This window comes from Amaricoccus macauensis, assembly GCF_014201905.1.
GTDB classification, from domain to species: domain Bacteria; phylum Pseudomonadota; class Alphaproteobacteria; order Rhodobacterales; family Rhodobacteraceae; genus Amaricoccus; species Amaricoccus macauensis.
In genome coordinates, this window is the sequence record NZ_JACHFM010000003.1 from 343,615 (window position 1) to 368,850 (window position 25,236).

21 protein-coding genes, 1 tRNA gene and 1 pseudogene are annotated in these 25,236 nt (G+C 66.8%); 13 read left to right on the top strand and 10 right to left on the bottom strand.

Annotated elements, in window-relative coordinates:
• Positions 1-30: 30 nt before the first annotated feature.
• On the bottom strand, positions 31-768 hold the full coding sequence (locus tag HNP73_RS15485; RefSeq protein ID WP_184151587.1) for a 5-formyltetrahydrofolate cyclo-ligase: 738 nt from the start codon (positions 766-768) through the stop codon (positions 31-33).
• Positions 769-893: 125 nt separating this feature from the next.
• Here HNP73_RS15485 and HNP73_RS15490 point away from each other — a divergent pair, with 125 nt between their 5' ends.
• Positions 894-1,742: a MurR/RpiR family transcriptional regulator gene (locus HNP73_RS15490; RefSeq protein ID WP_184151590.1), complete on the top strand. Its 849-nt coding sequence runs from the start codon at positions 894-896 to the stop codon at positions 1,740-1,742.
• A gap of 416 nt (positions 1,743-2,158) precedes the next feature.
• On the opposite strand, the gene HNP73_RS23960 is transcribed toward HNP73_RS15490, so the two are convergent.
• Entirely contained in the window at positions 2,159-4,057 is a 1,899-nt protein-coding gene (locus tag HNP73_RS23960) for a LodA/GoxA family CTQ-dependent oxidase (protein ID WP_221288703.1), read from the bottom strand.
• 738 nt (positions 4,058-4,795) lie between these two features.
• On the opposite strand from HNP73_RS23960, the gene HNP73_RS15500 reads away from it, so the two are divergent.
• Positions 4,796-6,052 carry a hypothetical protein gene (locus HNP73_RS15500; protein WP_184151593.1) on the top strand — a complete coding sequence of 419 codons (1,257 nt, stop codon included), beginning with the start codon at positions 4,796-4,798 and terminating at the stop codon, positions 6,050-6,052.
• A gap of 464 nt (positions 6,053-6,516) precedes the next feature.
• A pseudogene (locus HNP73_RS24090) lies at positions 6,517-6,708 on the top strand (SDR family NAD(P)-dependent oxidoreductase); the annotation flags it as partial.
• A gap of 176 nt (positions 6,709-6,884) precedes the next feature.
• On the opposite strand, the gene HNP73_RS15510 reads toward HNP73_RS24090, so the two are convergent.
• A tRNA-Gln gene (locus HNP73_RS15510) sits at positions 6,885-6,959 on the bottom strand.
• Positions 6,960-7,130: 171 nt separating this feature from the next.
• Here HNP73_RS15510 and HNP73_RS15515 point away from each other — a divergent pair.
• On the top strand, positions 7,131-7,760 hold the full coding sequence (locus tag HNP73_RS15515) for a ribonuclease HII (protein WP_184151596.1): 630 nt from the start codon (positions 7,131-7,133) through the stop codon (positions 7,758-7,760).
• 103 nt (positions 7,761-7,863) lie between these two features.
• A complete protein-coding gene (locus HNP73_RS15520; RefSeq protein WP_184151599.1) occupies positions 7,864-8,979 on the top strand; it encodes a site-specific DNA-methyltransferase in 1,116 nt (371 codons plus the stop codon).
• Between the two features lie 48 nt (positions 8,980-9,027).
• Here HNP73_RS15520 and HNP73_RS15525 read toward each other — a convergent pair whose 3' ends face one another.
• The 3 genes from HNP73_RS15525 to ctaD all read right to left on the bottom strand — a co-directional run bounded on the left by HNP73_RS15525 (position 9,028) and on the right by ctaD (position 12,089).
• Positions 9,028-9,828: an alpha/beta hydrolase gene (locus tag HNP73_RS15525; RefSeq protein WP_184151602.1), complete on the bottom strand. Its 801-nt coding sequence runs from the start codon at positions 9,826-9,828 to the stop codon at positions 9,028-9,030.
• A gap of 75 nt (positions 9,829-9,903) precedes the next feature.
• Positions 9,904-10,362, bottom strand: a complete 459-nt coding sequence (locus HNP73_RS15530) for a DUF2244 domain-containing protein (RefSeq protein WP_184151605.1) — start codon at positions 10,360-10,362, stop codon at positions 9,904-9,906.
• Between the two features lie 83 nt (positions 10,363-10,445).
• Positions 10,446-12,089, bottom strand: coding sequence for a cytochrome c oxidase subunit I (gene ctaD, locus HNP73_RS15535; RefSeq protein WP_184151608.1), 1,644 nt, complete (start codon positions 12,087-12,089; stop codon positions 10,446-10,448).
• A 165-nt stretch (positions 12,090-12,254) separates the two neighbouring features.
• Here ctaD and HNP73_RS15540 point away from each other — a divergent pair, with 165 nt between their 5' ends.
• Positions 12,255-12,710: an MmcB family DNA repair protein gene (locus tag HNP73_RS15540; RefSeq protein ID WP_184151611.1), complete on the top strand. Its 456-nt coding sequence runs from the start codon at positions 12,255-12,257 to the stop codon at positions 12,708-12,710.
• On the opposite strand, the gene HNP73_RS15545 is transcribed toward HNP73_RS15540, so the two are convergent.
• The 4 genes from HNP73_RS15545 to argE all read right to left on the bottom strand — a co-directional run bounded on the left by HNP73_RS15545 (position 12,711) and on the right by argE (position 17,693).
• Complete coding sequence (locus HNP73_RS15545; RefSeq protein WP_184151614.1) at positions 12,711-13,463, bottom strand: sulfite exporter TauE/SafE family protein; 753 nt, start codon at positions 13,461-13,463, stop codon at positions 12,711-12,713. It abuts the gene before it with no gap.
• A gap of 67 nt (positions 13,464-13,530) precedes the next feature.
• Complete coding sequence (locus HNP73_RS15550) at positions 13,531-15,297, bottom strand: SLC13 family permease (protein WP_184151617.1); 1,767 nt, start codon at positions 15,295-15,297, stop codon at positions 13,531-13,533.
• 65 nt (positions 15,298-15,362) lie between these two features.
• Positions 15,363-16,535 (bottom strand): amidohydrolase, encoded by a 1,173-nt coding sequence (locus HNP73_RS15555; RefSeq protein ID WP_184151619.1) that lies wholly within the window; start codon positions 16,533-16,535, stop codon positions 15,363-15,365.
• Positions 16,536-16,544: 9 nt separating this feature from the next.
• Positions 16,545-17,693 (bottom strand): acetylornithine deacetylase, encoded by a 1,149-nt coding sequence (gene argE / locus HNP73_RS15560; RefSeq protein WP_184151622.1) that lies wholly within the window; start codon positions 17,691-17,693, stop codon positions 16,545-16,547.
• 220 nt (positions 17,694-17,913) lie between these two features.
• On the opposite strand from argE, the gene HNP73_RS15565 reads away from it, so the two are divergent.
• From HNP73_RS15565 to HNP73_RS15595, 7 genes are all read left to right on the top strand, one after another.
• The gene (locus tag HNP73_RS15565) at positions 17,914-18,918 is read left to right on the top strand and encodes an ABC transporter ATP-binding protein (RefSeq protein ID WP_184151626.1); all 1,005 of its coding nucleotides are present in this window, start codon (positions 17,914-17,916) and stop codon (positions 18,916-18,918) included.
• A complete protein-coding gene (locus HNP73_RS15570; RefSeq protein ID WP_184151630.1) occupies positions 18,911-19,951 on the top strand; it encodes an ABC transporter ATP-binding protein in 1,041 nt (346 codons plus the stop codon). Before HNP73_RS15565 ends, HNP73_RS15570 begins: the two co-directional genes overlap by 8 nt.
• A gap of 33 nt (positions 19,952-19,984) precedes the next feature.
• Positions 19,985-21,694, top strand: a complete 1,710-nt coding sequence (locus tag HNP73_RS15575) for a peptide ABC transporter substrate-binding protein (RefSeq protein WP_184151632.1) — start codon at positions 19,985-19,987, stop codon at positions 21,692-21,694.
• A 152-nt stretch (positions 21,695-21,846) separates the two neighbouring features.
• Complete coding sequence (locus HNP73_RS15580; RefSeq protein WP_184151635.1) at positions 21,847-22,857, top strand: ABC transporter permease; 1,011 nt, start codon at positions 21,847-21,849, stop codon at positions 22,855-22,857.
• Positions 22,850-23,773, top strand: a complete 924-nt coding sequence (locus HNP73_RS15585; protein ID WP_184151638.1) for an ABC transporter permease — start codon at positions 22,850-22,852, stop codon at positions 23,771-23,773. Before HNP73_RS15580 ends, HNP73_RS15585 begins: the two co-directional genes overlap by 8 nt.
• 159 nt (positions 23,774-23,932) lie before the next feature.
• Positions 23,933-24,400: a hypothetical protein gene (locus HNP73_RS15590; RefSeq protein WP_184151641.1), complete on the top strand. Its 468-nt coding sequence runs from the start codon at positions 23,933-23,935 to the stop codon at positions 24,398-24,400.
• Positions 24,401-24,537: 137 nt separating this feature from the next.
• The gene (locus HNP73_RS15595) at positions 24,538-25,137 is read left to right on the top strand and encodes a GNAT family N-acetyltransferase (RefSeq protein WP_184151644.1); all 600 of its coding nucleotides are present in this window, start codon (positions 24,538-24,540) and stop codon (positions 25,135-25,137) included.
• The last annotated feature ends 99 nt before the right edge of the window (positions 25,138-25,236 follow it).

The window sequence follows — 25,236 nt, forward strand, 5'->3', positions numbered from 1 at the left end:
CTGTGGTCCTCCCTGTTGGCCGTTCTCGGATCACGCCAGCCCGCGGATCCGCTGAAGCTCGCGCAGCGGCGGCGTCTGGTCGATCTGCTTCTTCTCGAGCAGTTCCCAGATGACGCCGCGCGGGCGCTTGGCGCGCCGTTCAACCGTGTGCAGGCCGCCCGGCGTGGCGATGTAGTCGACCAGAATGTCGGTGCTGCTGGGGTGAAGCTTTTCGTGCACCACCTGGCAGTCGTGGACGACTGCCGCGACGGGGGTCTGCTCGTTGACGAGGCCGAGATCGGTGAACATCCCCCATTCGAGGTCGAAGAAGCCGTGCCCCTTTCCGAAGCGCACGCCGTCGACCGAGACCGCCGAGGCGCCGGTGACCAGGAAGTCGATCCTGCCGCGTCGGGCGATCTCCTCCAGCGTCACAGGGCGAGCGAAGTGCTCCATCCCATCGAGCCATGCAGCATAGAGCTCGTGGCCCTTCGGCACCATTCCCGGCTCCATCATCAGGAAGCCGCGATAGATCCCGTAGGTCGACATGAAGAAGGTCTTGCCGCGCTCGATCAGGCGCCGGCGCAGATCAACGAGGCAGTTGTCCGGCGTGATGAAGAGCAGGTCGGCGTTGTCGATCTCCGGCATGCCGAGGATGCGGTCGGCCGCGATCTCGGACCCTTCGAAATCGGGAATCACCTCGGCGAAGTTCTTGTCGAAGCGAGTGTCAGGCTTGGCGACGTCCTTCAGCCGGGACCAGATCTGCTGCCGGATGATGTTTGATTTCGACACGAGCCATCCTCTACTGTTTCACCGCGCGGTTTCAGGTTTCCGCAAGGGGGTTTCTCTGTTTCATAGATTTGCAACGCCCGTTTCAATGTGTCAAACACTATCGTAAGCTGTTGATTGGAAGGGTAATGTCAACGCGACTTTCGCTGCGAGTCCAAGAGCAGATCGGACGACTGACCACGAGTGAACAGAAACTCGCGCAGGTGATTCTGCGTGATCCGGCGATCATTGAAACCCATTCCGCGACCGAGCTGGCGCGGCTCGCCGACGTCTCCAAGGCCACCGCGGCCCGCTTCTTCCGCACGCTCGGCTACAGCGATTTCGAGGAGGTGAAGCTTCAGGCCCGCGAAGAGCGCAACCGCACCCAGCCCTACAGCTATGCGGCCGGTGCGGGACAGCACGTGGCCCTGGGCCGGACCATCGAGGAGCACATGGCGCTCGAGATCAACAATCTCTCGAGGACATTCGAGGAGCTGCTCCCCGACACCCTGCGCGCCGCGGTCCGGGCGATCGAGGCGGCGCCGCGGATGTGGTTCCTGCCCGGCGGCGATCACGCATGGTTTGCCGGTTACGGACGGCGGCTCTTCTCGCGGCTCCGGCCGGACGTCTTCCTGCTCGGACAGGGCGAGCAGTCGCTGGCCGAGGACCTGGCGATGACCGGTCCGCGCGACCTGCTTCTCGTGCCGCTGCTCGGTCCGCAGCCGCGGACGGTGCGCCCGGTCCTGTCTCACGCGCGAACGACCAGGATGGCGGTGCTCGCGATCACCGACCACCTCAATCTGGCGCTGGCAAGAAAGTACGCCGCCCTGGCGATCCACTGTCATGGCGCACGGTTCGGTCCACTGCCGAGCGACACCAGCGCACTCAGCCTACTGAGGTTGCTCGCGGTGTCCTATGCCGGGCACGTCGGCGAGCCGGCCGCAACTCGCTTGGAGCTGATCGACAACATCGTCGAGGAGCTCGATTTGCTGGAGTAGGCGCGGTGTGCGGGAGCCTCGGTCGGCGGCGTCAATGGTCCAGCCTTTCGGATCGGTGTCGTCGGTCTCTCCGAAGCGGACGCCGGACCGAATCGCGAGGCCGGCGAGAAGCTCGTCGAAGGCTGGTCGATCGACAGACCAGGCACCCGAGAGGCTACGCATGTGATCGACGCAGTACGGTTCTCCGCCCCAGTCCACCCATCGGCCCGGGCAGGGCCTGGCCACGCCAGTGACGTCGTTCCGGCCGAGACCAAGCCGTTCCAGCACCGGGAGTGCCGCCCCCCCAAGCACGTCTATCCGGGCAGGACGCTGGCGGCACGCCGCCTTGAGGCTGACACGCCATCCGCGCTGCGCGAGCGCCAGAGCGGCGACAAGGCCCGCCGGCCCGTCGCCGATGATATGGGCGCTGCGCGCGCTCAATGCCCGAAGCGCATCCGGCGCATGGCGTCGCGCTCCGCCGGATCGGGGATGCCTCGCGGGTCTGCCGCCTCAGCGGCTGGCGTTTCCGCCTTCAGTCCACCGGGCGGAGCCGGCGGCAGCGTCTCTGCATAGATCGTTGGCGGAATGTCACGATCGCCTGCAAGGCCTTCGTATGCCTCGATCACTCCCATGCTTCCGAAGGCGTCGATCAACTGCTCGCCCCAGTTGCTCGTGCCGAGCCTGTAGAACCAGCTGCGTCGCTCGGCAAAGGCTTCCGAACGATCGGCGGCCGAACTGCCAGGCTCGATGGCTTTCAGATAGTTGGCATGCGACAGGACTGTGTTCGGCACCCGCGCCGGCCAGAAGCTGGGACCGTCCTCGAGAAGGTTGGTCAGGTAGCCCGACAGGCACCCGCCGGTATCGATCTGCCACGGCACCAGCATCCACCGGGACAGCGAGCCGGGAGACTGCCCATGCAGCGGCCCGCCGGCCCCGAGTGCGATCCGCGTATCGAGCATGGGCCCGTAGTCCGGCTCGGGGTCCTGCCTGCGCCGGATGCGGAATCGTTCCGAATAGATCGACAGGTGACGCATCGGCCACGTCAGCTCAATTCCGGGGTGGAAAGCGTCCGCCACGCAGAAGTCGAGCGACGCGCGGTCAAGCGCGGCTGGCTGCAGCGCCAAGGGATACTCCCCGATGCTGGAAGGTGCAGGAACGGCGACGTCAGCGAGGAAATCTCCCCTCACCCACGCCTCCATCATGCGCAGCCGCTCTCCGCCGAGCGGGAGGAACTGGTTCGGGTCGGCGTTCTTCGGCGAGGCGTCGAATGAGTCGCCATAGAGCCATGGCCACGTGCCTGGCTCCGCGTCCAGCAGCCGATGTCCGGTCCGGGCGCCCCGGACCGTGCGAAACATGCTGAAGACCGCGCCGCGCAGCGGTTTGTGGACGTCCGGCTCGTCGTTTCGGCGAAGCCTGTCGAGGAGGGCCGGATTGGCGAAATCGAAGGGCGCGCCATGACCGAAGACCGAGGCGAAGGCGGCATTGACCCATTGCAGTCCACTCAGGCGCGCGAAGATGGGCTGGATGTCCCGCGCGAAGGAGACCTGGGCGGGCCGCGGCAACCATCCGTTTTCGACGTAGAGATCGACGAGGACATCGAAAAGCGTGCGCCACGACTTGAGGTCCGGTGCGTAGCTCGGAGGCGCGCTGACCACCCAGGCGCCCGTCACGGGCACCGGCTTTCCGTCGATGCGGACGACGGCGTCAACCGGCCCGTCCGCCATGTCGTCGTGCCAGCCGGCTGCATTGCCGAAGGCATCCTGTTCCTTGGCAACGTAAGGCGGCAGTCCGTCCGGCGAAGCCGAGACCCCGCGGCCCGGAAGGAAGCGCAGTCGCCCCTCCTCGCAGGTGGTGAGCTCGCCGAGATAGACCCTGGAGCCCTTGAAGGCGCCGGTGTCGAAGGCATGCTCCCGCCGACCCCCCTGACCCTTACCCGAAATCGACCGGGGACCCGGGTCGATGACGAGGGCGCGACGGGCCCTCGGGTCCGTTACCTCCGGGTTTCGCCGGGAGACGACGGTTTCGCTGAGCGCAGGCAGATCCATTGCGTGGCGGAACTTGTACCAGGCGGCCTTGGTGTTGGCGACGTGGACGGTCCAGACGATTTCGGCGGAGTCAGCGGTCAGTTCCGCGACGACCGCACCAGCGGAATCGTATCCGTAGATGCGAAACTCCACCGCCTCACGCTTCAGCTGTCCGCTCGGGTCATGGGAATTGCCTACGACGCGCAGCGCGGGCTCGGGGACCTGGGGCGCCAGCAGCCAGTCTTCGCTGCTTCCGACGCGGGCGATGCCGATCGCCGGATGGATCGCGGCCCGCACAATCTTCCCTGCCACTTCCTCCTCCTCCGTTGCTTGTCGTCGAACTCGCGGGGCTCGCTCTTCGCCCCGTGATCAAGTCGCCGTGATCAAGTCGCCGGGACACAGCCCGAACCGGACGCCTGCCGGGTGGCCGGCGTTCGGGAGCTGTAGCCCGGAACGATGTCGGCCGAGAGCACGGCGTCACTCCCGCGGGAGGCGCAACCGGGGACTCCGTTCGCGCCTGTGTGCCCCTTCGCTGTTCAGGCATCGGCAGACTCGAGAGGTCCTGAAGTGGGCCTGAGAGAAACCCGCAGGCGCATAGTCTGTATGCCGTGAGAAGAACGAAGAATGAAGAATGATGTGGAGCGAGAGTTGATCCGTTGGAGGGGATCACACTTACGCCAAACGGTACATCAGACCTGCTTGCAATGCGAGAGTTGATTGCCAGACTATCGCGCCTTGCGGTCGTGCGGCGTCCAGACCCTTTCAGGTCATGCGCCCGGCAGCCAGAGTCGCGTCGCGCGGAAAGACGGCCATTGCCCGATGCGCACGTGCTCTCCCGGCGAAAGTGCTCTGCTGCGATCCTGCCGGGTGTGTCGGGACTGCGGGTGTTCGCAAGCAAGTATTGGTCTCCCACAAGCCATTGAGTCCGCTACTAATATCGATCGGGCTCTCCAGCGTGACGTAGTTGAACTTGCGCTGGAGGAGGGCCACGTCCTCGGCAATGCTCTCGACACTGGCCTGATAGAGTCCACAAAGAAGCGACACCGCCTCGTGCCACTCCTCGGTCAGCGGGTCGGGCACCTTGTCGAGCCTGTCGAGCGCGATCTTTGCCTCGACCGCCGATTCAGCCTCCTCGAACGCGCGAACAGCGATCGCAATGACGGCTCAGTCGCCCATCCAGTACGATCGATTGCAGCTGCCGTCGCACTCCAGAAAGGCGCGGGCGGCGAGATCCTCGCGACGACGGGCCTGTTCGATGGTCCGATCGCGCTGACCCCGGATACGATCCTGCGGGGAGGGTATTCCGCCGACTTCTCGACGGCATCTCCGTTGGGCGACAAGGTCTGGAACAGCGACGCCAGGGCGGCCGACGGCTACGCGACGATCGCGAGGGTCTTAAGCAACACCGGCGGTCGACTGAGCATCGTCGGCAACGCAGGAAACGGCGACACGACGCTCGAGAACATCGTTGTGATTGGCCCAGACCGCGGGAGCGGTCCGCGCCCGGCGCTCGAGAAGGGAAGCCCCGACCAGCGGTCCAACAACTACTGCGGTGTCGGCGCGGCCGGTGGCAAGGTGGAGTTTTATCAAACGGCGCGGCCGTGTCCCAGCTGCGTGCCGTTAGGTACGTACACCTGCGATGGCGGCGAGGGATACAGCGGCGCGAGCGTCAGCGTCACACCTGGAACCGGGGAGACTTATACGATCCCCGGAGGCAGCGGCGGGAAGCCCGGCTTTTCACTGTGCGGGGATAGACACAAGAATCCCGGCGACAACGCCGGCGCCGGAACAGGCGGCATGGTCGGCAAGCCTGGTGTCGCCGGCACCAGCGGGATCGCCAGCATCGCCGAGGTCGAGCGGGCCGGCGGGGCTTTGGTATGGACCGCCAGGCCGGGTGGCGCCGGCGGCACTGGTGGATGGGGAACGGCGGCGGCGGGAACCTGTACGCCCATTGGCCTCTTGGGTGCAACAATACATATCAGTTCGGACAGACCGGTGGGACAGGCTGCGGCGGCGACGGTAGCAACCTCGGTGCCGTCGGTGGCGGATCATTCGGCATCGTGCTGGAAAAGAGTGCCCCGAAAATGGACGGGACCGTCCACGTCGTCCACGGAGCGGGCGGCCGCGGTGCCGCTGGCGGCAACGGCGCGCAAGGCTCCGGAGTCGAGGAAGGTCCGTGCAGTGGCGGAACCGGCGGGGACGGCGGCCACTCCGGACTCCCCGGGAAAGCAAGCCCCAGCCAGAAACTCGAGGTGCGAGTCCGATAGGGAGACAGGCCGGGTCGCTTCCCGCGTCGCCAGTGACTGACCGATTGCCCGTCGGCGGTCTGTGGAAACTCGCCCGGACCTCCGGCGTCTGCGGCGAGGCCGTGCGGGTCCGCGCCGCGCTTGCCAGAATTCGTCCTGGCTCGCCGAGCTGGGATCAGGAGTCAGGATCTGGAGCGCCTCGATGCCTGGGGTCTCCTGGGATCAGGAGGACGCGGCCGATCCGGACGGGAGACCCGCCATCTCGGCAGACGCTGACCCATGCATGAGCCGACTTCCACGCCGGAGCGGACCAGGTGCCCTCGCGGTAACCGAAGGCTTCCGAGAGGCGCCGGGCACGTCCCGTTCGAGAACTTCGCCGATGGCTTCCTCGAGGAGATCGAGCTGCCGATGCGTTCCCGTCGCCGTATCAAATCGGATACTGAAAATGTCGAACGAACACACACATGACATCCCCGACCTGCTGAAAAACGAGGTGGCGGTGGTCACCGGAGCCGCGCAGGGCACGGCGCGGCGATCGCCCGTGGCCTCGCCCGCGCCGGCGCGCGCGTCGCCGCGGCGGACCGCGACGTCAAGAGACTCGGCGCAACCGTCGAGGCGATCCGGGCCGAGGGAGGCGAGATCGCGGCGTTCGGCCTCGACGTAACGGATCTGGCGGCGTCTGAATGGTTCGCCGAGGAGCCTGCACCACCGGCTTAATTCGGGCTTGCCGACAACGGATCGCGCGGCCGGGCCGAGCGGCGGGGCCTCGAGAACGCCCCGAGCCGTACACGGTGGCTGCATGCCGAGGGCCGGTCGGCCCGTCGGAAGCGGCACCACGGTGGCGGATCGAAGGTCTTCCGATCTGTTGTTTATCGGTGTGTCAGCGGAAAGCTTGGCTGGGGCGGGAGGATTCGAACCTCCGAATGGCGGTACCAAAAACCGCTGCCTTACCGCTTGGCGACGCCCCAAGTGCGGTCTTCTTAGGCGTCACGGGAGGCGGCGGCAAGATCGGATGGGGGAGGAGCCGGTGGTCCGGCTCCGCGCCCGAGGCAGCGGAGACGAGCTTGCGGTTTCCCTTCGGCGGGGCCCTTGCTATGGCGGGAGCGATGCGTTTCGGACGCGGCGGGAGACGGGAAGAAATGGCTGAGGATGCGCCGGGTGGGCCACACTTCCGCTTCGAGTGCGAGGGGCCGGCTCCGGTCTGTGGCATCGACGAGGTCGGCCGGGGGCCCTGGGCCGGGCCGGTGGTTGCTGCGGCGGTGATCCTCGATCCCGCGGCGATCCCCGATGGCCTGAACGACAGCAAGCGGCTGAGCGCGCCGCGGCGCGTCGAACTCGCGGCGGTGCTCGCGGCCCGCGCGAGCGTGTCGGTCGGCATCGCGAGTGTCGCCGAGATCGAGACCATGAACATCCTGCAAGCGAGCTTTCTCGCCATGCGCCGCGCAATCCTCGGGCTCGCGAGCCGCCCGGCGCTGGCGCTGGTCGATGGCAACAAGGCGCCTCCCGGCTTGCCGTGCGCCTGTCGGCCCGTCGTCGGAGGTGACGCGCTCGTGCTGTCGATTGCCGCCGCGTCGATCGTCGCCAAGGTGGCTCGCGACCGGATGATGGTGACTTTGGCGCAACAGTTCCCGGGCTACGGCTGGGAGACGAACATGGGATATGGCACGCGAGCCCATCAGGAGGGGCTCGCCCGATTCGGTGTCACCCCACATCATCGGCGGTCGTTTCAGCCGATCCACAAGATGTTGTGTGAAACCGCTTCGGCTTGAGGTTCCTTCGATAAGTTGTTGATTCGATTAATCCGTTTGACGGCGAATCGCGATTCGGCCATCGTCGGCGCCAGATTTCGGCCATTCGGACACGGCGGCGACCATGCCAAAAAAGCAGAGCGGACAGACCGGGGCGGCAGTCGCTGCGCTCGACTACGACGTGATTCATGCGGGCGATTGCATCGAGGTGATGCAGTCGCTGCCCGCGGAGAGCATCGACCTCATTTTCGCCGATCCGCCCTACAATCTTCAGCTCAAGGGCGAGTTGCACCGGCCGGACAACAGCCGGGTGGATGCGGTGGACGACGCCTGGGATCGCTTCGCCTCGTTCGAGGCCTATGATGCCTTCACCCGCGCGTGGCTCACGGCGGCCCGTCGGCTCTTGAAGCCGGACGGAGCGATATGGGTGATCGGCTCCTACCACAACGTCTTCCGGCTGGGCGCGGCGTTGCAGGATGGCGGATACTGGCTCCTGAATGACGTGATCTGGCGCAAGTCGAACCCGATGCCGAACTTCCGCGGCAAGCGGCTCACCAACGCACACGAGACGCTGATCTGGGCGGCGAAGTCCGAGGGATCGAAATACACCTTCAACTACGAAGCGATGAAGGCGTTGAACGACGGGGTCCAGATGCGTTCCGACTGGACGATCCCGCTTTGCACCGGCTCCGAGCGGCTGAAGACTGCGACCGGGGAGAAGGCGCACCCGACCCAGAAGCCCGAGGCGCTGCTGCATCGGGTGATGGTGGCGTCGACCCGGCCGGGCGACGTGGTGCTTGATCCGTTCTTCGGCACCGGAACCACCGGCGCCGTGGCGAAGCGGCTGCGTCGGCGCTTCATCGGGATCGAGCGTGAGGCCGACTATCGTGCCGTGGCGGAGGCACGCCTCGCCGCGATCCGGCCGACGGACTCCGAAGCCGTGGCTGTCACCACGTCGAAGCGGGCTGAGCCGCGCGTCGCCTTCGGCGTGCTGGTGGAGCGCGGGCTTCTGGCCGCGGGCGAGACGCTCGTCTCGATGAATGGCCGGCATGCGGCGCGCATCCGCGCGGACGGTACCTTGGTCGCAAGCGAAGTGCGTGGCTCCATCCATCAGGTCGGCGCCGCGCTCGAGGGTGCGCCATCCTGCAACGGCTGGACGTACTGGCACTTCAGGCGCGACGGGGCGATCGTGCCCATCGACTTCCTGCGCCAGCAGATTCGCGCGGAAATGCAGGAGTAGCGGCGCGGGCCTTGAGCCGGGCGGCGGGCGCCGTCCGTTCCCGGCGCCTCAGCCGCGCGTCTCGCGAGTGCGGCCGAGGTCAACGCCCGATCGCCGGTGCAGCATCACCCGTTCGACCACTTCCCGCATCCCGAGCTGATGGTCGAACGCGCCGGTCTGCAGGAAGGTCATGACCTGCGCGATCACCAGCGGGTTGTTCATCAGGAAGGTGTGGGTCGCGGGCACGACGATGTGGTCGGCCATACCCGCGACCTTGGTGCTTTCGACGGAGACCATGCCGTCGTTGGGCCCGGGAATCATGCTTGAGAAAAGCGGATTGATCGACCGGTCCCCGGCGATCACCCCGAGGTCGAAGTGGACCGGTCCGAGGCGTTCGGGCACGGCATCGGCTCCGGTGCGCAACTCCTGTCCCGCCGGGCCGGCGATGCGGGAAAACAGCGCGAGGTTGCCGAGCGTGTCCGCGACCTCGGCGCCGTGGTTCGGGGGTGCCAGCATCACCACCCGCCCGAGGTTCTCCGGCCGGTGCCCCGCGAGCCAGGCCCTGACCAGAATGCCGCCCATGGAGTGCGTGACGAAGTTGATCCGGTCGCTTCCGCAGGCGGCGACCGAGTCCGAGACGTGGCCGAGCAGCGACTCGATCGACGTCTCCGTGGAGGGATAGCCGCGGTTTACCACCCGGTAGCCGCCGGCCGTCAGCATCTCCTCCATGATCCAGAGCGAGTTCTCGCTTCTCCCGAGGCCGTGCATCAGCACGACGCACTGGCCAGCTCCGGGCAGCGGCCCCGTTGTGGGGAGATGCGGGCTGCAGGCTGCGAGGGCGAGAGCGAGGAGGGTGATGGCGCGAGGCATGTGGACAGAGATATCGTGAGTTGAGCGCGCCTTCCATGCTTCGCGTGGCCCTTTGACGCGCTGGAGGGAGGGGGATCAGTTGCGCGCGGTTCGCATCCCGGCCAGCGCGTCCATCAGATCGCGATAGAGCGACTCACGTTCCCACGGGCTCAGGAACGCGCCGAGTTCGATCTCACGGCCATTGCCCTGCAGCGTCAGGTAGTTCTCCAGCCGGGCGTCGGGATCGAGGCGGACCCGCACCCAGAACGGGTTGGCGTGCCAGCTCAGGATCTGCCCGCGCGGCTCTCGCCGGACGACGGTGATGAGATCGCTCCAGAGTTTCAGTTCCTCGCTGAGGCGACCGTCCTGCTGATTCCGACGGAGGGCGGCGTAGAGTGCCGCGAACGCGGCAATGAGGAACGGCAGCATTCCCCAGGCGACCTTGGTGCCGGCAAGGCCGATGAGGGGGGCGGCAAGTCCTGCGGCGAGCAGGGCCATCAGCCCGGTGCCCACGGCAGGGGTCAGCGAACGGTTCGGTCGCAGCGTAACCGCCATGAGCGGCGGATCCATGCGCTCGAACGGACCGGGGGCAGGCGCTGGTGCGCCTGCCCCCGGTGCAAATCCGTCTTCGCGTGGCATCAATGCGACCGGCTGTGGTCCCACATGTCCTGCGTGGGGAGGGTCTCGAAGGTGTGCGCCGGCGGCGGGTTCGGCAGCGTCCACTCCAGCGTCGGGTCGGGCTGCGGGCCCCAGTAGGCCGGCTCGGTGACCCGCTGGCCGTAGCGGACGGTGTAGAACACGATCCAGAAGAAGAACACGAACGAGGCGGCCGAGAGGAAGGCGCCGTAGGACGAGACCGTGTTCCACAGCGTGAACTGCTCGGGATAGTCGAGGTAGCGGCGCGGCATGCCCTGACGCCCGAGGAAGTGCTGCGGGAAGAAGGTCAGGTTCGCGCCGATGAACATCATCCAGAAGTGGAGCTTGCCGGCCCACTCGGGATACTGACGTCCCGTCACCTTGCCGATCCAGTAGTAGACACCGGCAAAGATACAGAACACCGCGCCGAGGCTCATCACGTAGTGGAAGTGCGCCACGACGTAGTAGGTGTCGTGATAGCTCCGGTCGATCGCGGCCTGGCTGAGCACGATGCCGGTCACGCCACCGACGGTGAAGAGGAAGAGGAACCCGAGCGCCCAGAGCATCGGCGTCTTGAACTCGATCGACCCGCCCCACATCGTCGCGATCCACGAGAAGATCTTCACGCCGGTGGGCACTGCGATGACCATTGTGGCGAGCATGAAGTAGCTCTGCTGGGTGATCGACATGCCGACGGTGTACATGTGGTGCGCCCACACGACGAAGCCGAGCGCCGCAATCGCGATCATCGCGTAGACCATCGGCAGGTACCCGAAGATCGGCTTGCGCGAGAAGGTCGAGATGACGTGCGAGACGATGCCGAAGCCCGGCACGATGATGATGTAGACCTCGGGATGGCCGAAGAACCACAGGATGTGCTGGTAGAGGATCGGGTCGCCGCCGCCCGACGGGTCGAAGAAGGTCGTCCCGAAGTTGCGGTCGGTGAGCAGCATGGTGATGGCGCCTGCGAGCACCGGCAGCGCGAGCAGGATCATGAACGCGGTGACCATGATCGACCAGGCGAAGAGCGGCACCTTGTGCAGCGTCATGCCGGGGGCGCGCATGTTCATGAACGTGGTGATCATGTTGATCGCGCCGAGGATCGACGAGGCGCCGGAGAGGTGGACCGCGAAGATCGCGAAGTCCATCGACATCCCGCCTTCGGTGGTCGAGAGCGGGGCGTAGAGCACCCAGCCGACGCCCGTCCCGGACAATCCGTCACCACCCGGGGCGAGGATCGAGAGGACCGCCATGGTCGCGCCCGCGACATAGAGCCAGAAGCTGAGGTTGTTCAGCCGCGGGAAGGCCATGTCAGGCGCGCCGATCATCAGCGGCATGAAATAGTTGCCAAAACCGCCGAAGAGCGCGGGAATGACGACGAAGAACATCATCAGGATGCCGTGCCCGGTGATGAGCACGTTCCAGAGGTGTCCGTTGGGTTCGCCGTCGATGTTGAGGTACTGCACCCCGGGGTGCATCAACTCGAGGCGCATGTAGACCGAGAAGGCCACCGCGACGATACCGAGCGTTGCCGACACCACGATGTAGAGAATTCCGATGTCTTTGTGGTTGGTCGACATGAACCAGCGGGTGAAGAACCCCGGCTCGTCGTGATGACCTGCGTGCGGATGGGCGGCGTCGGCCATGTGCTTGCTTTCTCCTGACGAGCCTCGCTGGCCCGGCTGTGCCGCGGGCCCGTGTTATCCTCCTTCTCTAACGCGAGCGTTACCGGGCCTTCAAGCCCTTATGGGCGCGTGAATACGTCGCATGGTCGGGGTTGACCGGTCGGGCGCGGGCCGCCATCAGAGGGGATGGAGAGCCTCCTCGATGCGCTGCAGCCCGGCCAGCGGCTCGCCCGCGGGGTGAGCAGGTTGCTGCGGACGCTCGACTTCGCCCCGCTTCCGGAATTCGTGCCGTCGCCCGGCTTGCGTGTCGATGTGGCGGGACTGGGGCCGCGCGGCGAGATCTGGGTGGTCGAGTGCAAGTCGAGCCGGGCCGATTTCGTCTCCGACCTGAAGTGGGGCGGCTACCTCGAGTGGTGCGACCGGTTCTTCTGGGCGGTGGATTCGGAGTTTCCCGCGGAATTGCTGCCGGGGGATGCGGGGCTGATCCTCGCCGATGCGTGGGATGCCGAGATTGTCCGGTGGCCGGAGGAGTCAGTCCTCCCCGGCGCCCGCCGCCGGGCACTCACCCGGCGTTTCGCGCGCACGGCCGCCGGACGGCTCGCGCTCCTCGCCGATCCGGGGCCGGGGCTCGCCGGGCGATGATCACTCGAAGAAATAGTAGATCGCGAGGGCGATGCCGGTGAAGATGACGAACGCGCGGAGTGCCGACTGCGGCACGCGCTTCGCCGCATAGACGCCGATATAGCCGCCAAGCGCGACGGCGGGGATCATCACCGCAGCCTCGGGCCAGCTGATGAGGCCGCCGGAGACGAAGACCGCGATCGCGACTGCGGCCATCACCACGGAGAGGAGGCACTTCAGGGCGTTCAGCCGGTGATAGTCGCCGGGCTGGGTCAGTCCAAGCGTCGCGAGCATCATGACGCCCATGCCGGCACCGAAAAACCCGCCGTAGATGGCGGTCACGAACTGGACGATGCCGCCGGTGAGCGGCCCGAGAACCGCCACGTGCTCGCCATCGGCCCGCTTCGGCTTCAGCCAGGGGCCCGCCGCAAACAGCGCCGTGGCGCCGAGGAGGAGCCAGGGCACGAGCGCGCTGAACTCGGCATTGTCGAGCGCGAGCAGGATCAGCGCGCCGACGAGCGCTCCGACCGCCGACAGGATCGAGAGCGCGAGGGCGGCCCGAAGCGTCGGCACGATCTCGTCGCGATAGGCGACGCTCGAGGTGATGTAGCCGGGGAACTGGGCGATCGAGGACGTGGCGTTCGCCATGACCGACGGCACGCCGAGCAGGCTGAGGGCCGCAAAGGTCACGAAGGTGCCGCCACCCGCCACGGCGTTGATCGCCCCCGAGCAGAAGCCTGCGACGAACAGCGTCACAATGGAAAGGATCGTCATCAGGGGAGCTCCCGGGGTATGCGGAATCGTTTCTCCCCCACAAACCTGCGCACCGCAAGATCACTCGTCAGTGCAGCGGCCAGACGAGGATCAGGGCAGGTACCGATACGAGCAGCACGAGGGCCGAGAGCGGCAATCCGAGGCGGGGATAGTCGCTGAAACGATAGCCGCCCGGCCCCATGACCAGCGTGTTGCTCTGGTGGCCGATCGGCGTGAGGAAGTCGCAGCCCGCGCCGATCGCCACAGCCATCAGGAACGCCTCCGGCCGATAGCCGAGCGACTGGGCGAAGCCCGCAGCGATCGGCGCCACGACGAGGACGGTGGCGGCATTGTTGAGAAATGGCGTCACCGCCATGGCCACGGCAAGAATGAGCAGGAGCGCCCCCCAGCCCGGCAGACCGTGGCCGACCATGGCGAGCCAGTCGGCGAGCACGTCGCTCGCGCCGGTGGTGCGAAGCGAGTCGCTGACCGGGATCAGCGTGGCGAGCATCACGAGGATCGGGCCATCCATGGCGGAGTAGACCTCGCGCGACGGGATGACGCGAAAAATCACCATGGCGACGGCGGCGGCGAAGAACGCGACCGAGACGGGCAGGGCGCCGGTGGCGGTCGCCACCATGGCCACGATGAGGATCAGCACGGGTGGCAGGCCGCGCCGGAGGCTGCCGAGCAGCACGAGCCTTTCGGCGAGCGGCAGGACGCCAAGATCGCGCAGGACCCCGGGCAGCTTGCCCGGCGAGCCCTGCAGCACGACGACGTCGCCGAGCCGCAGCCGGACCGCGCTCGGTCGCTCGCCGATGCGCTCGCCTCGGCGGCTGACGGCGAGAAGATTGACGCGGAAGCGGTCGAAGAGCGCGAGGCTCTCCGCCGACCAGCCAATGAGGGGCGACCCGCTGGCGACCACTCCCTCGACGGCGACCGGCGACTCGGCCTCGCCCGAGTCGCGCCCGCCCGTGATGCTGAGGCGCGCGCGCGCCACGATCCGGTCGAGCGCGGCGTGGCTGCCCTCGATCAGCAGCACGTCGCCCTCCCGCAGGATCGCGTCGGGAAGCGGCGTGATCCGCCGTTGCTTGGCGCGCAGGATCGAGGTGACGACCGCCTCGCCGCCGGCCATCTCCAGCAACTCGGAGACCGGCCGTTCGAGCACCGCCGACCCGGCCATCACCTGCGCTTCGATCACGTAGTTCGCGATGTCGAGCGCCTCGTTGATCGAGCCGTCCCGCCGCTCCCGCCGCGGGACGAGCCAGTAGAAGAAGACGAGGAAGACGATCCCGACGGCGGCGAGCGTGGCGCCGACGGGAGTGAAGTCGAACATGGTGAAGCTCTCGCCCGTCAGTTCCTGCCGGACGCGCGAGACGACGATGTTGGGCGAGGTGCCGATCTGGGTCATCAGTCCGCCGAGCAGCGAGCCGAACGCCATCGGCATCAGGAAGACCGAGGCGGAGACCTTGGAGCGCCGGGCGAACTGGAAGGCGATCGGGATCATGATTGCCAGCGCGCCGATGTTCTTCACGAAGGCCGAGAGCACGGTGACGATGGTGACGAGCAGCAGGAGCTGCATCCTGACCTGTCGCACGTTCGGCGCGAAGCGACGGATCGCCGCCTCCATGATCCCGGTCCGCGCCACTCCGGCGCTCACCAGAAGCGCCGAGCCGACGATGATGACAATATCGTCGCTGAACCCGCTGAAAGCGTGGTCAAACGGCACGACCCCGACCGCGACCGCGAGCAGGAGCGCGCAGGCGCCGACGAGATCGTAGCGGAAGCGGCCCCAGATGAAGGCCGCCATCATCAGCGTGATGACGGCGATCGAAAGCAGTTGCGGCGGGGTCATCGGCGCTCCCTTCGGGCCGTCGGCTCTGAACGCGGCTCGACGCCCGCGGATTCGGTCTCCACCGGTCAGGCGGCGGGCATCGCCGTCTCGACGAGCCGCACCCAGTAGGAGCATCCGACAGGGATCACCTCGTCGTTGAAGTCATACTTCGAATGATGCAGCGCCGCCGTGTCGCCGTTGCCGACAAAGACGATGGCGCCGGGCCGTTCGTTCAGCATGAACGAGAAATCCTCAGCCCCCATCATCGGCGGCGCCTCGGCATCGACCCGCGCCGCGCCGACCACCTCGCGGGCGACGGAGGCGGCGAAAGCCGTCTCGTCGGGGTGGTTCGCGGTCACCGGGTAGTCGCGATCGTAGGTGAAGCGTGCGCTGGCGCCGTGGGCAGCGGCGATCCCTGCGACCACCTCGCCCATGCGGCGCTCGATCAGGTCCTGCGTCTCGCCATCGAGCGCGCGGGCGGTCCCGATCAGTTCCACTTCCTCCGGGATCACGTTCGAGGCGTTGCTCGATGTCCTGAGGCTCGTCACCGAGACGACCGCGGGCTTCAGGGGGTCGGTGTTGCGCGAGGCGATCTGCTGGAGGGCGGTGATCATCTGCGCCGCGGTCACGACCGGATCGATCCCGGTGTGGGGCATCGCGCCGTGACCTCCCCGGCCGGTGATCACGATCGAGAACGTGTCCGATGACGCCATGATCGGGCCGGGTCGGAACGCGAACGCGCCGACTGCGAGACCGGGCAGATTGTGCATCCCGTAGACCCGCTGGATGCCGAAGCGATCCATCAGCCCGTCCTCGACCATCTCCCTGCCGCCGCCGCCGCCTTCTTCCGCCGGCTGGAAGATGACGACCACCGTCCCGTCGAAATTGCGCGTCTCCGCGAGATACTGCGCGGCGCCGAGCAGCATCGCCGTATGGCCGTCATGGCCACAGGCGTGCATGGCTCCCGGAGTCTGCGAGGCATAGTCGAGGCCGGTCGCCTCGGGCATCGGCAGTGCATCCATGTCGGCGCGAAGGCCGATGACGTGCCCGGAGCCGGTCTCGCGGCCGCGGATCACGCCCACGACACCGGTCCGCCCGATCCCCTCGACCACCTCGTCGACGCCGAAGCCGCGCAGCTTTTCCGCGACCAGCCCGCTCGTCCGGTGAGTGTCGAAGAGGATTTCGGGATGTGCATGGATATCACGGCGCCACGCGGTGATCGCGGGAGCAAGTTCGGCGAAGCGATTGATGACAGCCACGTTTTTCCCTCAGTGTTCGAGATGCCGGATCAACCGGCGCACGAAGGCGGCACCTTCGGCGAGTTGGTCGACAGAAATGAATTCGTCCGGCTGGTGGGCCTGCGCGATCGAGCCCGGCCCGCAGATCACCGTGGGCAGGCCCGCCGCCTGGAAGTGGCCCGCCTCGGTCTGGTACGAGACGACCGTCTGGCCATTGTCGCCCGTCAGCGCGCGGGCGAGCGTCTCGGCGGCCGGATCGGCGATGAAGCCCGGCAGCTCCATCCGGGTCTCGAAGCGGAACGTCGCCGCCGGATGCACCGCCCGCGCCGCCGCCTCGCGCCGTGCTGCCTCGGCCTCGATCCGCTCGCGCCACGTGGCCGGGTCGTCCCACGGCAGGGTGCGGACCTCGCCGGAGAAGATGCACTCCCGCGCGGTGATGTTGTTCGCGGTGCCGCCGGAAATCAGGCCCACATGCACCGTGGCATGGGGCGGCTCGAAGTGGTTCGGGTCTGTCGCGGCGGCGCTCTCGCGCATCATCGCGGCCATGGCGTCGATCATTCCGGCGGATTCCATGACCGCGGAGACGCCGGTGTGCATGAGGCTCGAATGCACCTCGTGCCCGGTGAAGCGGGCGCGAAAGCCCCAGCTTCCCTTCTGGCCGGTGACGACGCGCATCTCCGAGGGCTCGCCGACGATGACCGCCCCGGGTCTCGGGCCCGCCGCGAGCATCGCCTCGATGAGCGGCGGCGCCCCGATGCAGCCGATCTCCTCGTCGCGGGAAAACGCCAGCCAGACCGGCCGCTTCAGGTCCGCCGCGAGCATCTCGGGCACCGCCTCCAGCGCACAGGCGAGGAAGCCCTTCATGTCGCAGGTGCCGCGGCCATGGAGGCGCCCGTCGCGCCCGGTCAGCTCGAAGGGGTCGGTGCTCCACGCCTGACCCGTGACCGGCACCACGTCCGTGTGGCCGGACAGCACCACGCCGCCGGGGACATCAGGGCCGACCCGCGCGAAGATCCCGGCCTTCTCGCCCGTCGCGTCGGGTACCCGGGTCGTGGCGACGCCAAGCCCGGCCAGATGAGCCTCGACGAACGCCACGAGATCGAGGTTCGACTCGGTCGAGACTGTCGGAAACGCGACGAGCCGCGCCAGCATCGCCTCCGGTCCGCGGGCGGACGGCATGAATGGGATCCCCTCGTTGGTCCCGCCAGTCTTCCGGCCCGCCGCCGCCGGGTCAAGGCTGCGGCGGCACGAAAGTTGCCGCGATGTCCTGTGCGTGGTCTCGGCGGAGACGCCCGGTACTCCCAGATGACTGTTGTCGCGAAAGAAACTCTGAGAGTACACTTCGCCGATCTCTTGCCCGCCCAGCGTGTCCGGCCGGCATCACCAGGGGGCGATATCGATGCTTGACGGCCCTGGGCCGGTTCTCGAGGTCTCCGGCCTGAGAACGGTCTTTGCGACACGGGGCGGCTCGGTGCACGCGGTGAACGGCGTGAGCTTTGCCGTCGCCGAGGGCGAAATCCTTGGCGTCGTCGGAGAAAGCGGCTCGGGCAAGTCGGTGACGATGATGTCGCTCATGGGCCTGCTGCCATCGCCCCCGGCCGAGATCGTCGGCGGCTCGATTCTCTATCAGGGCCGCGAGGTCCGCGACATGAGCCCCCGCGAGATTCGCAGCCTGCGGGGCGGGGAGATCGGCTTCGTCTTTCAGGACCCCATGACGAGCCTCAACCCCGTGTTCACCGTCGGATTCCAGATCATGGAGCCGATCCGCAAGCACATGGGGCTCTCGAAGGCGGCCGCCCGCCGACGCGCGGCGGAGCTGCTGGCGCTCGTCGGGATCCCGGACGCGCGGGCGCGGCTCGACGACTACCCGCACCAGTTCTCGGGCGGCATGCGCCAGCGGGTGATGATCGCCATGGCGCTCTCCTGCGATCCGAAGGTGCTGATCGCCGATGAGCCGACCACCGCGCTCGACGTGACGATCCAGGCGCAGATCCTCGAGATCGTGCGCGAACTGCGCCGGCGGCTCGGGACCGGCATCGTCTGGATCACCCACGACCTCGGGCTCGTCGCCGGCATCGCCGACCGCGTGATGGTGATGTACGCGGGCCTCGTGGTCGAGCAGGGACCGGTGGCCGCGATCTTCTCGCGGACTCAGCACCCCTATACCCGCGCGCTCCTCGCCACGGTGCCGAGCGTCACCGAGGGCCGGCAGGCGCGGCTTCGCACCATCGAGGGCCAGCCGCCGATCCTGATGGCCGCGCCCGTGTCCTGCCCGTTCGCCCCGCGCTGCCGCCACGCCTTCGACCGCTGCCACCGCGAGAACCCGCCGCGGATCCCGGTCGGCAATGGTCACGACGTGGCCTGCTGGTGGGATCCTGCGACCGGCGGAGCCCGCGATGTTTGACGATCCCGCGCGCGAGCCGCTTCTCCGGGTCGAGGGGCTGAAGATGCACTTCCCGATCTATCGGGGCGTCTTTCGCCGCCGCGCCGGCGAGGTCCGGGCGGTCGATGACCTGAGCTTCGAGATCACCGCCGGCGAGACTCTTGGTCTCGTGGGCGAATCCGGTTGTGGCAAGTCGACGACGGGTCGGGCGATCCTGCGGCTTTACGAGCCGACAGCGGGCTCGATCCGGCTGGAGGGCCGCGAGATCGCGACGCTGGAGGGTGGGGCGCTTCGCGCGATCCGGCCCGAGATGCAGATGATCTTTCAGGATCCGCAGGCGAGCCTCAACCCGCGCATGACCGTGGGCTCGATCATCGCCGAGCCGCTCGACGAGCATGGCAGGCTCTCGCGGTCGGCGCGTCGGGCGCGGGTGATGGCGCTCATGGATGCGGTCGGGTTGAACCGCAGCTTCGTGAATCGCTATCCGCACGAGTTCTCCGGCGGCCAGCGGCAGCGGATCGGCATCGCGCGGGCGCTGGCGCTCAACCCGAAGTTCATCGTCTGCGACGAGCCGATCGCGGCGCTCGACGTGTCGATTCAGGCGCAGGTGGTGAACCTGCTCGAGGATTTGCAAGACCGGCTGGGGCTCACCTACCTCTTCATCAGCCACGACCTCTCCATGGTGCGCCACATCGCCGACCGGGTGGCGGTGATGTACCTCGGGCGGCTCGCCGAGATCGGCCCGACGCAGGCGCTCTTCGCCCGGCCGCTGCATCCCTACACCGAGGCGCTGATCTCGGCGGTGCCAAGCCCCGACCCGGACGCCGAGGCCGGACGCAAGCGGATCATCCTCAAGGGCGACGTGCCGAGCCCGGCGAAGCCGCCGGCGGGCTGCGTCTTCCACACCCGTTGTCCGAAAGTCTTCGACCGATGCCGCAAGGAAGTGCCGCAACTGCTCGACAAGGGCGACGGGCGGCGCGTCGCCTGCCATCTGCATGATGATTCCGTGGTACACGTCCGGGAGGACGTGGCTGAACCAGGGGCCGCGATATAAGCGGTCCGTTTTTCGACAGAGGAGCGTTTTTCGATGAAGCTCAGACATCTCCTGACGGGAGCGGCGATCGCTGCCCTGATTGCCACGACGGGGGGAGCGCCGGCCTTCGCCGAGCGCGGAGCGGACGGCCAGGTCAACCTCCTCTACTGGCAGGCGGTGTCGATCATGACGCCGTACCTCTCGAACGGCACCAAGGACCTGCAGGCCGCGAGCCTCGTCATCGAGCCGCTCGCCCGCTACAACGAGAAGGGCGATCTCGAGCCGTTCCTCGTCGAGGATATTCCCACGGTTGAGAATGGCGGCGTCTCGAAGGATCTTCTCACCATCACGTGGAAGCTCAAGGAGGGCCTCCTCTGGTCGGACGGCACGCCCGTCACCGCGGATGACGCGGTCTTCACCTGGCAATACTGCACCCACCCCGACGGCGGCTGCGCGCAGATCTCGAACTTCTCCGACGTGACGAACGTCGAGGCGGTCGACCCGCGCACGATCAGGATCACCTTCGGCGTGCCGAAGCCCTTCCCCTACGGCCCGCTCGTCGGCGGGCAGGCCCCGCTCATCCAGAAGGCTCAGTTCGCCGACTGCCTCGGGCCGAAAGCGCCTGAATGCACCAAGGCAAACACCTATCCGATCGGCACGGGGCCGTTCCGGGTCGTCGACTTCAAGGCGAACGACGTCGTGACCCTGGAGGCGAACCCGAACTACCGCGATCCCTCGAAGCCCGCGTTCGCGACGGCGGTGATCAAGGGCGGCGGCGACCCGGCGAGTGCCGCGCGCTCGGTCCTCGAGACCGGCGAGTACGATTTCGCCTGGAACACGCAGGTGGAGCCGGAAATCCTCGCGCAGATGGCCGCGGCAGGAAAGGGTCAGATCCTGTCGGCGTTCGGCACGCTGCTCGAGCGTCTGCAGGTGAACCAGACCGATCCCGACCCGGCGCTCGGCGCGGAGCGCTCGACCGTCGCGCATCCGCATCCCTTCCTGACCGACGAGCGGGTGGTGAAGGCGCTGTCGCTGGCGATCGACCGGGAGATCCTCGTCGAGACCGGGTACGGCGAGGCGGGGCGCGCCACCTGCAACTTCATTCCGGCGCCGGATCTGAACGTCTCGCCGAACAATGACTGGTGCCTGAAGCAGGACATGGAGGGCGCGAAGAAGCTCCTCGACGAGGCCGGCTGGACCGAAGGCTCGGACGGTGTCCGCGAGAAGGATGGCAGGAAGCTCTCGATCCTCTACCAGACGTCGACCAACTCGGTCCGTCAGGCGGCGCAGGCGCTCATCAAGCAGTGGTGGAACGAGATCGGCGTCGAGGTCGAGCTTCGCAACATCGACGGCTCGGTGTTCTTCGGCAGCGATCCGGGCTCGCCGGACACGCTCCAGAAGTTCTTCGCCGACGTCGAGATGTACGCGAACGAGTTCGACGGGACCGACCCCGAGAAGTACCTCGGCGAGTGGACCTGCGGCGAGATCCCAGGCCCCGACACCCAGTGGCAGGGTGGAAACACCTCGCGCTGGTGCAACGCGGACTTCGACGCGGCCTTGGCCGAGCTCGCGAAGACCGCCGGGCTTGATGGGCGCGCGAAGGTGATCATCAAGGCGAACGATCTCATCGTGAACTCGCCCGCGGTGATCCCGCTCGTCCATCGCGGCCGTCTCTCCGCCGCCGTGAACTCCCTCGCCGGCGTCAAGATGAACGCCTGGGACAGCGAGCTCTGGAACGCCGCGGACTGGTATCGCGCGAAGTGAGTGTGACGGCCCGGCTCCGAGGGGGCCGGGCCGGTGCCTGTCGTGCGGTGGGCGCGACAGGTCTGCGTATACGGAAGCCCGGGTAAGGCCATGATGTTACGAGTGATCATTCTCGATTGCATTGCGCGAAAGCGTCCGTCGGCGGGGGCGGAATGCTGACCTACACGCTCCGCCGGCTGCTGTTCGCCATCCCGACGCTTCTCGTCATCAGCTTCATCATCTTCGCGCTGCTCGACCTCTCGCCGGGGGATCCAACCGCGAACCTGCCGATGACGATCCCGCCGGAGGTGCGCGAGAAGATCCGCGAGAGCCTCGGTCTCGGGCAACCGTTTCACATCCGCTATCTGCTCTGGATGCAGCAGTTCTTCATCAATGAACCGCTCAATCTCCTTGAAAAGTGGACAGGATGGACGATTGGCGATGGGAACCGCCTTCGGGTCATCAGCTGGCAGACCCGCTCTCCGGTCGTCGATCTCATCGTCCAGCGCCTGCCGCAGACGCTCTGGGTCGTGGGCCTCGCCTATCTGATCGGGGTGCTGATCGCGATCCCGCTCGGGGTGATCTCGGCCTATCGGCAGTATTCCTGGATCGACCAGTTCGCGACGCTGTTCTCCATGATCGGATTCTCGGTGCCGACGTTCTTCACCGGCCTCGCGCTCATCGTGATCTTCTCGGTCAAGCTCCAGTGGCTGCCGACGATCTACGACACCAACCTGCGCGTCACCGATGCGCACACATTCTGGTTGCAGATCAAGCAGATGATCATGCCGGTGAGCGTGCTGGCACTCTACAACGCCGCGCAGATCAGCCGCTACATGCGGGCGGCGATGCTCGACAACCTCAGCCAGGACTACGTGCGCACGGCCCGCGCCAAGGGCATGTCCGAACGGTCGGTGCTTCTCGTCCACGTGCTGCGCAACAGCCTGATCCCGGTCGTCACGGTGATCGCGCTCGGCGTGCCGACGATCTTCGGCGGCGCGATCATCACCGAGCAGATTTTCCGGGTGAACGGCCTCGGACAGTTGCTGATTTCGGGGATCCAGTCCGCGGACATGCCGCTGGTGCAGACGCTCACCTTCATCTTTGCGGTGCTGATCGTCTTCTTCAACCTGATTGCCGATGTCCTCTACGGCATCCTTGACCCGCGGATCCGCTATGACTGACGCGGCGGCACCCACTGTGGCGAGCGGGATCGACACGCCCGAGCACAGCCTCTGGAGCGATGTCTGGTATCAGTTCCGGCACCACCGCGGCGCCATGGCGGGCGTGGTGATCTTCGCGCTCATCGTTCTGCTGGTGATCGCCGGCCCGTGGATCTGGAACACCGATCCCACCTACATCGACGTCAAGGCCCGCAATGCCTGGCCGTCGTTCGCCCATCCCATGGGCACCGACAACATCGGGCGGGACATTTTCGCGCAGGTGATCCAGGGCGGGCGGGTGTCGCTCCTCGTGGGCTTCACCGCGATGTTGATCTCGCTCCTGGTCGGCACCCTCGTCGGCGTCCTTGCCGGCTACTACCGCCGGCTTGACGGCATCCTGATGCGCGTCACCGACCTTTTCCTCGCGTTGCCGCTGCTGCCGCTGCTGCTCGTGGTGATCATGCTGTTCCGGGATACGCTCCGGGCGGCTTTCGGACCGGAGACCGGGATCTTCCTGCTGATCGTCTTCATCATTGGCATCACGTCCTGGATGAACACCGCGCGGATTGTCCGGGGTGACGTGCTCGGCATCAAGGAGCGGGAGTTCGTGGTGGCGGCGAAGTCGGTCGGCACGCCGTCGCGGCGCATCATCCTGCGCCACATCCTGCCAAACGTCCTGTCGCCGATCATGGTCTCCGCAACCCTCGGCATTGCCAATGCGATCATCACCGAGTCGGCACTTTCCTTCCTCGGGCTGGGCTTTCCCTCGGACTTCCCGACGTGGGGCCGGCTGCTGTTCGACGGGGCGAATTTCATGACGCTGACGCCGGCGCGGGTGATCTGGCCGGGTCTGGCGATTTCCATGACCGTGCTGTCGATCAATTTCATCGGCGACGGCCTGCGAGACGCGCTCGATCCACGGATTCGCGGTCGCTGAGACATTTGAAAAACCGCGACGCGCGATTCTGAAACAGTGGTCGATCATACAGTCTCTTGTCATCGGGCGGCGTTGGACATGCCTCCCGACGCCAGGGCGGCGGCACCCCCAATTGTCGTAGCCCTTCGATATTTCATCATATACATAAGAGGTATTCACATGAAGTACTCTGCATTTGCTGCCGTGCTCCTGGCCCTTGGCGCGGTTCTGCCTGCCAACGCGGCGACGCAGGTCGTGGCCGGGAACGGGATGACCCTGACCGACGCGGCGCGGATCAAGTTCAACCGGGACACGCGTTCCGACGATCAGCAGGCGACGGTTGCGCCCGCCACACCGTCGGGTGACTATTCGCGTCTCGCCGCGTCCTTTGGCATGGACCCGCGCGAGGCTCAGGGACTGAGCCTTGAGCGGGTGTTCGTGGCGAAGATCAACCACGGCAAGGGTGAGTCCGAGTTGCAGCTCGAGCAGGACAGCAGCGTCGGAATGGCCACCCGCTCGCCCTATCGGGCGGTGGACCGGTCGCAACTCGCGGCCAGCGCCGGGCTCGATGCGGACGCGGCCGCTGCCATGAGCATCCGCGAGATCGCTGCGGCAAAGTTCGATCGGGACGGGACTTCGAACCACTGAGCGGTCAGGATTTTCGGAGGGGCGCCGCCCACCCCGGCGGCGCTTCTTCGCACATGCAACAATTTGTGAGCACATGCGGGATGATTCTTCCGTCGCGGTGATTTATATTCCCCACTGAAATGGTGAGGATCGCAGAAATGGCGTTCGGTTACCCGCATATGAGTTTTATTGGCTACCCGGTCCCGCTGCCATGCGCGGGACACTCCGGGCTTGGCCTTCGCGCTGCCGTCGACAGTGATTCTCCGGCGGTGCTTGATCACCTGCGCCGCCTCAGCGCCGAGGATCGCCGCATGCGCTTCTGCGCGACAATGGGAGCGGCGGCGCTTGAACGGCACGTTGAGCGAATCGGCTCGCGCGGCGGAGTGGTGCTGCTCGCCTTCGACGGCCCGCTGTTCGAGACGCCGTTCTTCCGCACCGGTCCGGTGCGGGCAGTCGCCGAGCTGGTCGGCACCGGCCGGGAAATGGAGCTCGGCATCAGCGTCGACAGCGGACTGCGCCGGAACGGCATCGCGACGGAACTCGTCGAGACAGCGGCACACGTTCTCGCGCCTCGCGGCGTTCGGATCATTCGGGCCTACACGCTGCCGGGGAATCGGTCATTCCTGACAATGGCAAGCCGCTGCGGTGCTGCCGTCGAGGCGGGGAGAGATGAGGTCGAAGTGACCTTCGATGTCGGAACTTTGCGCAGATCTTATCTTCGTCGGCGGGCGGGAAACGCATTTCTGCTCGGAAAATGACACTCTTGGCAGAGATTTGTGCACCGCGGGGTTGAAAGGGAACCGGGATCGCAGCGTGAACGTTTCTTCTTGGCTAGTGTGGCGTATGATGGGGGGTTA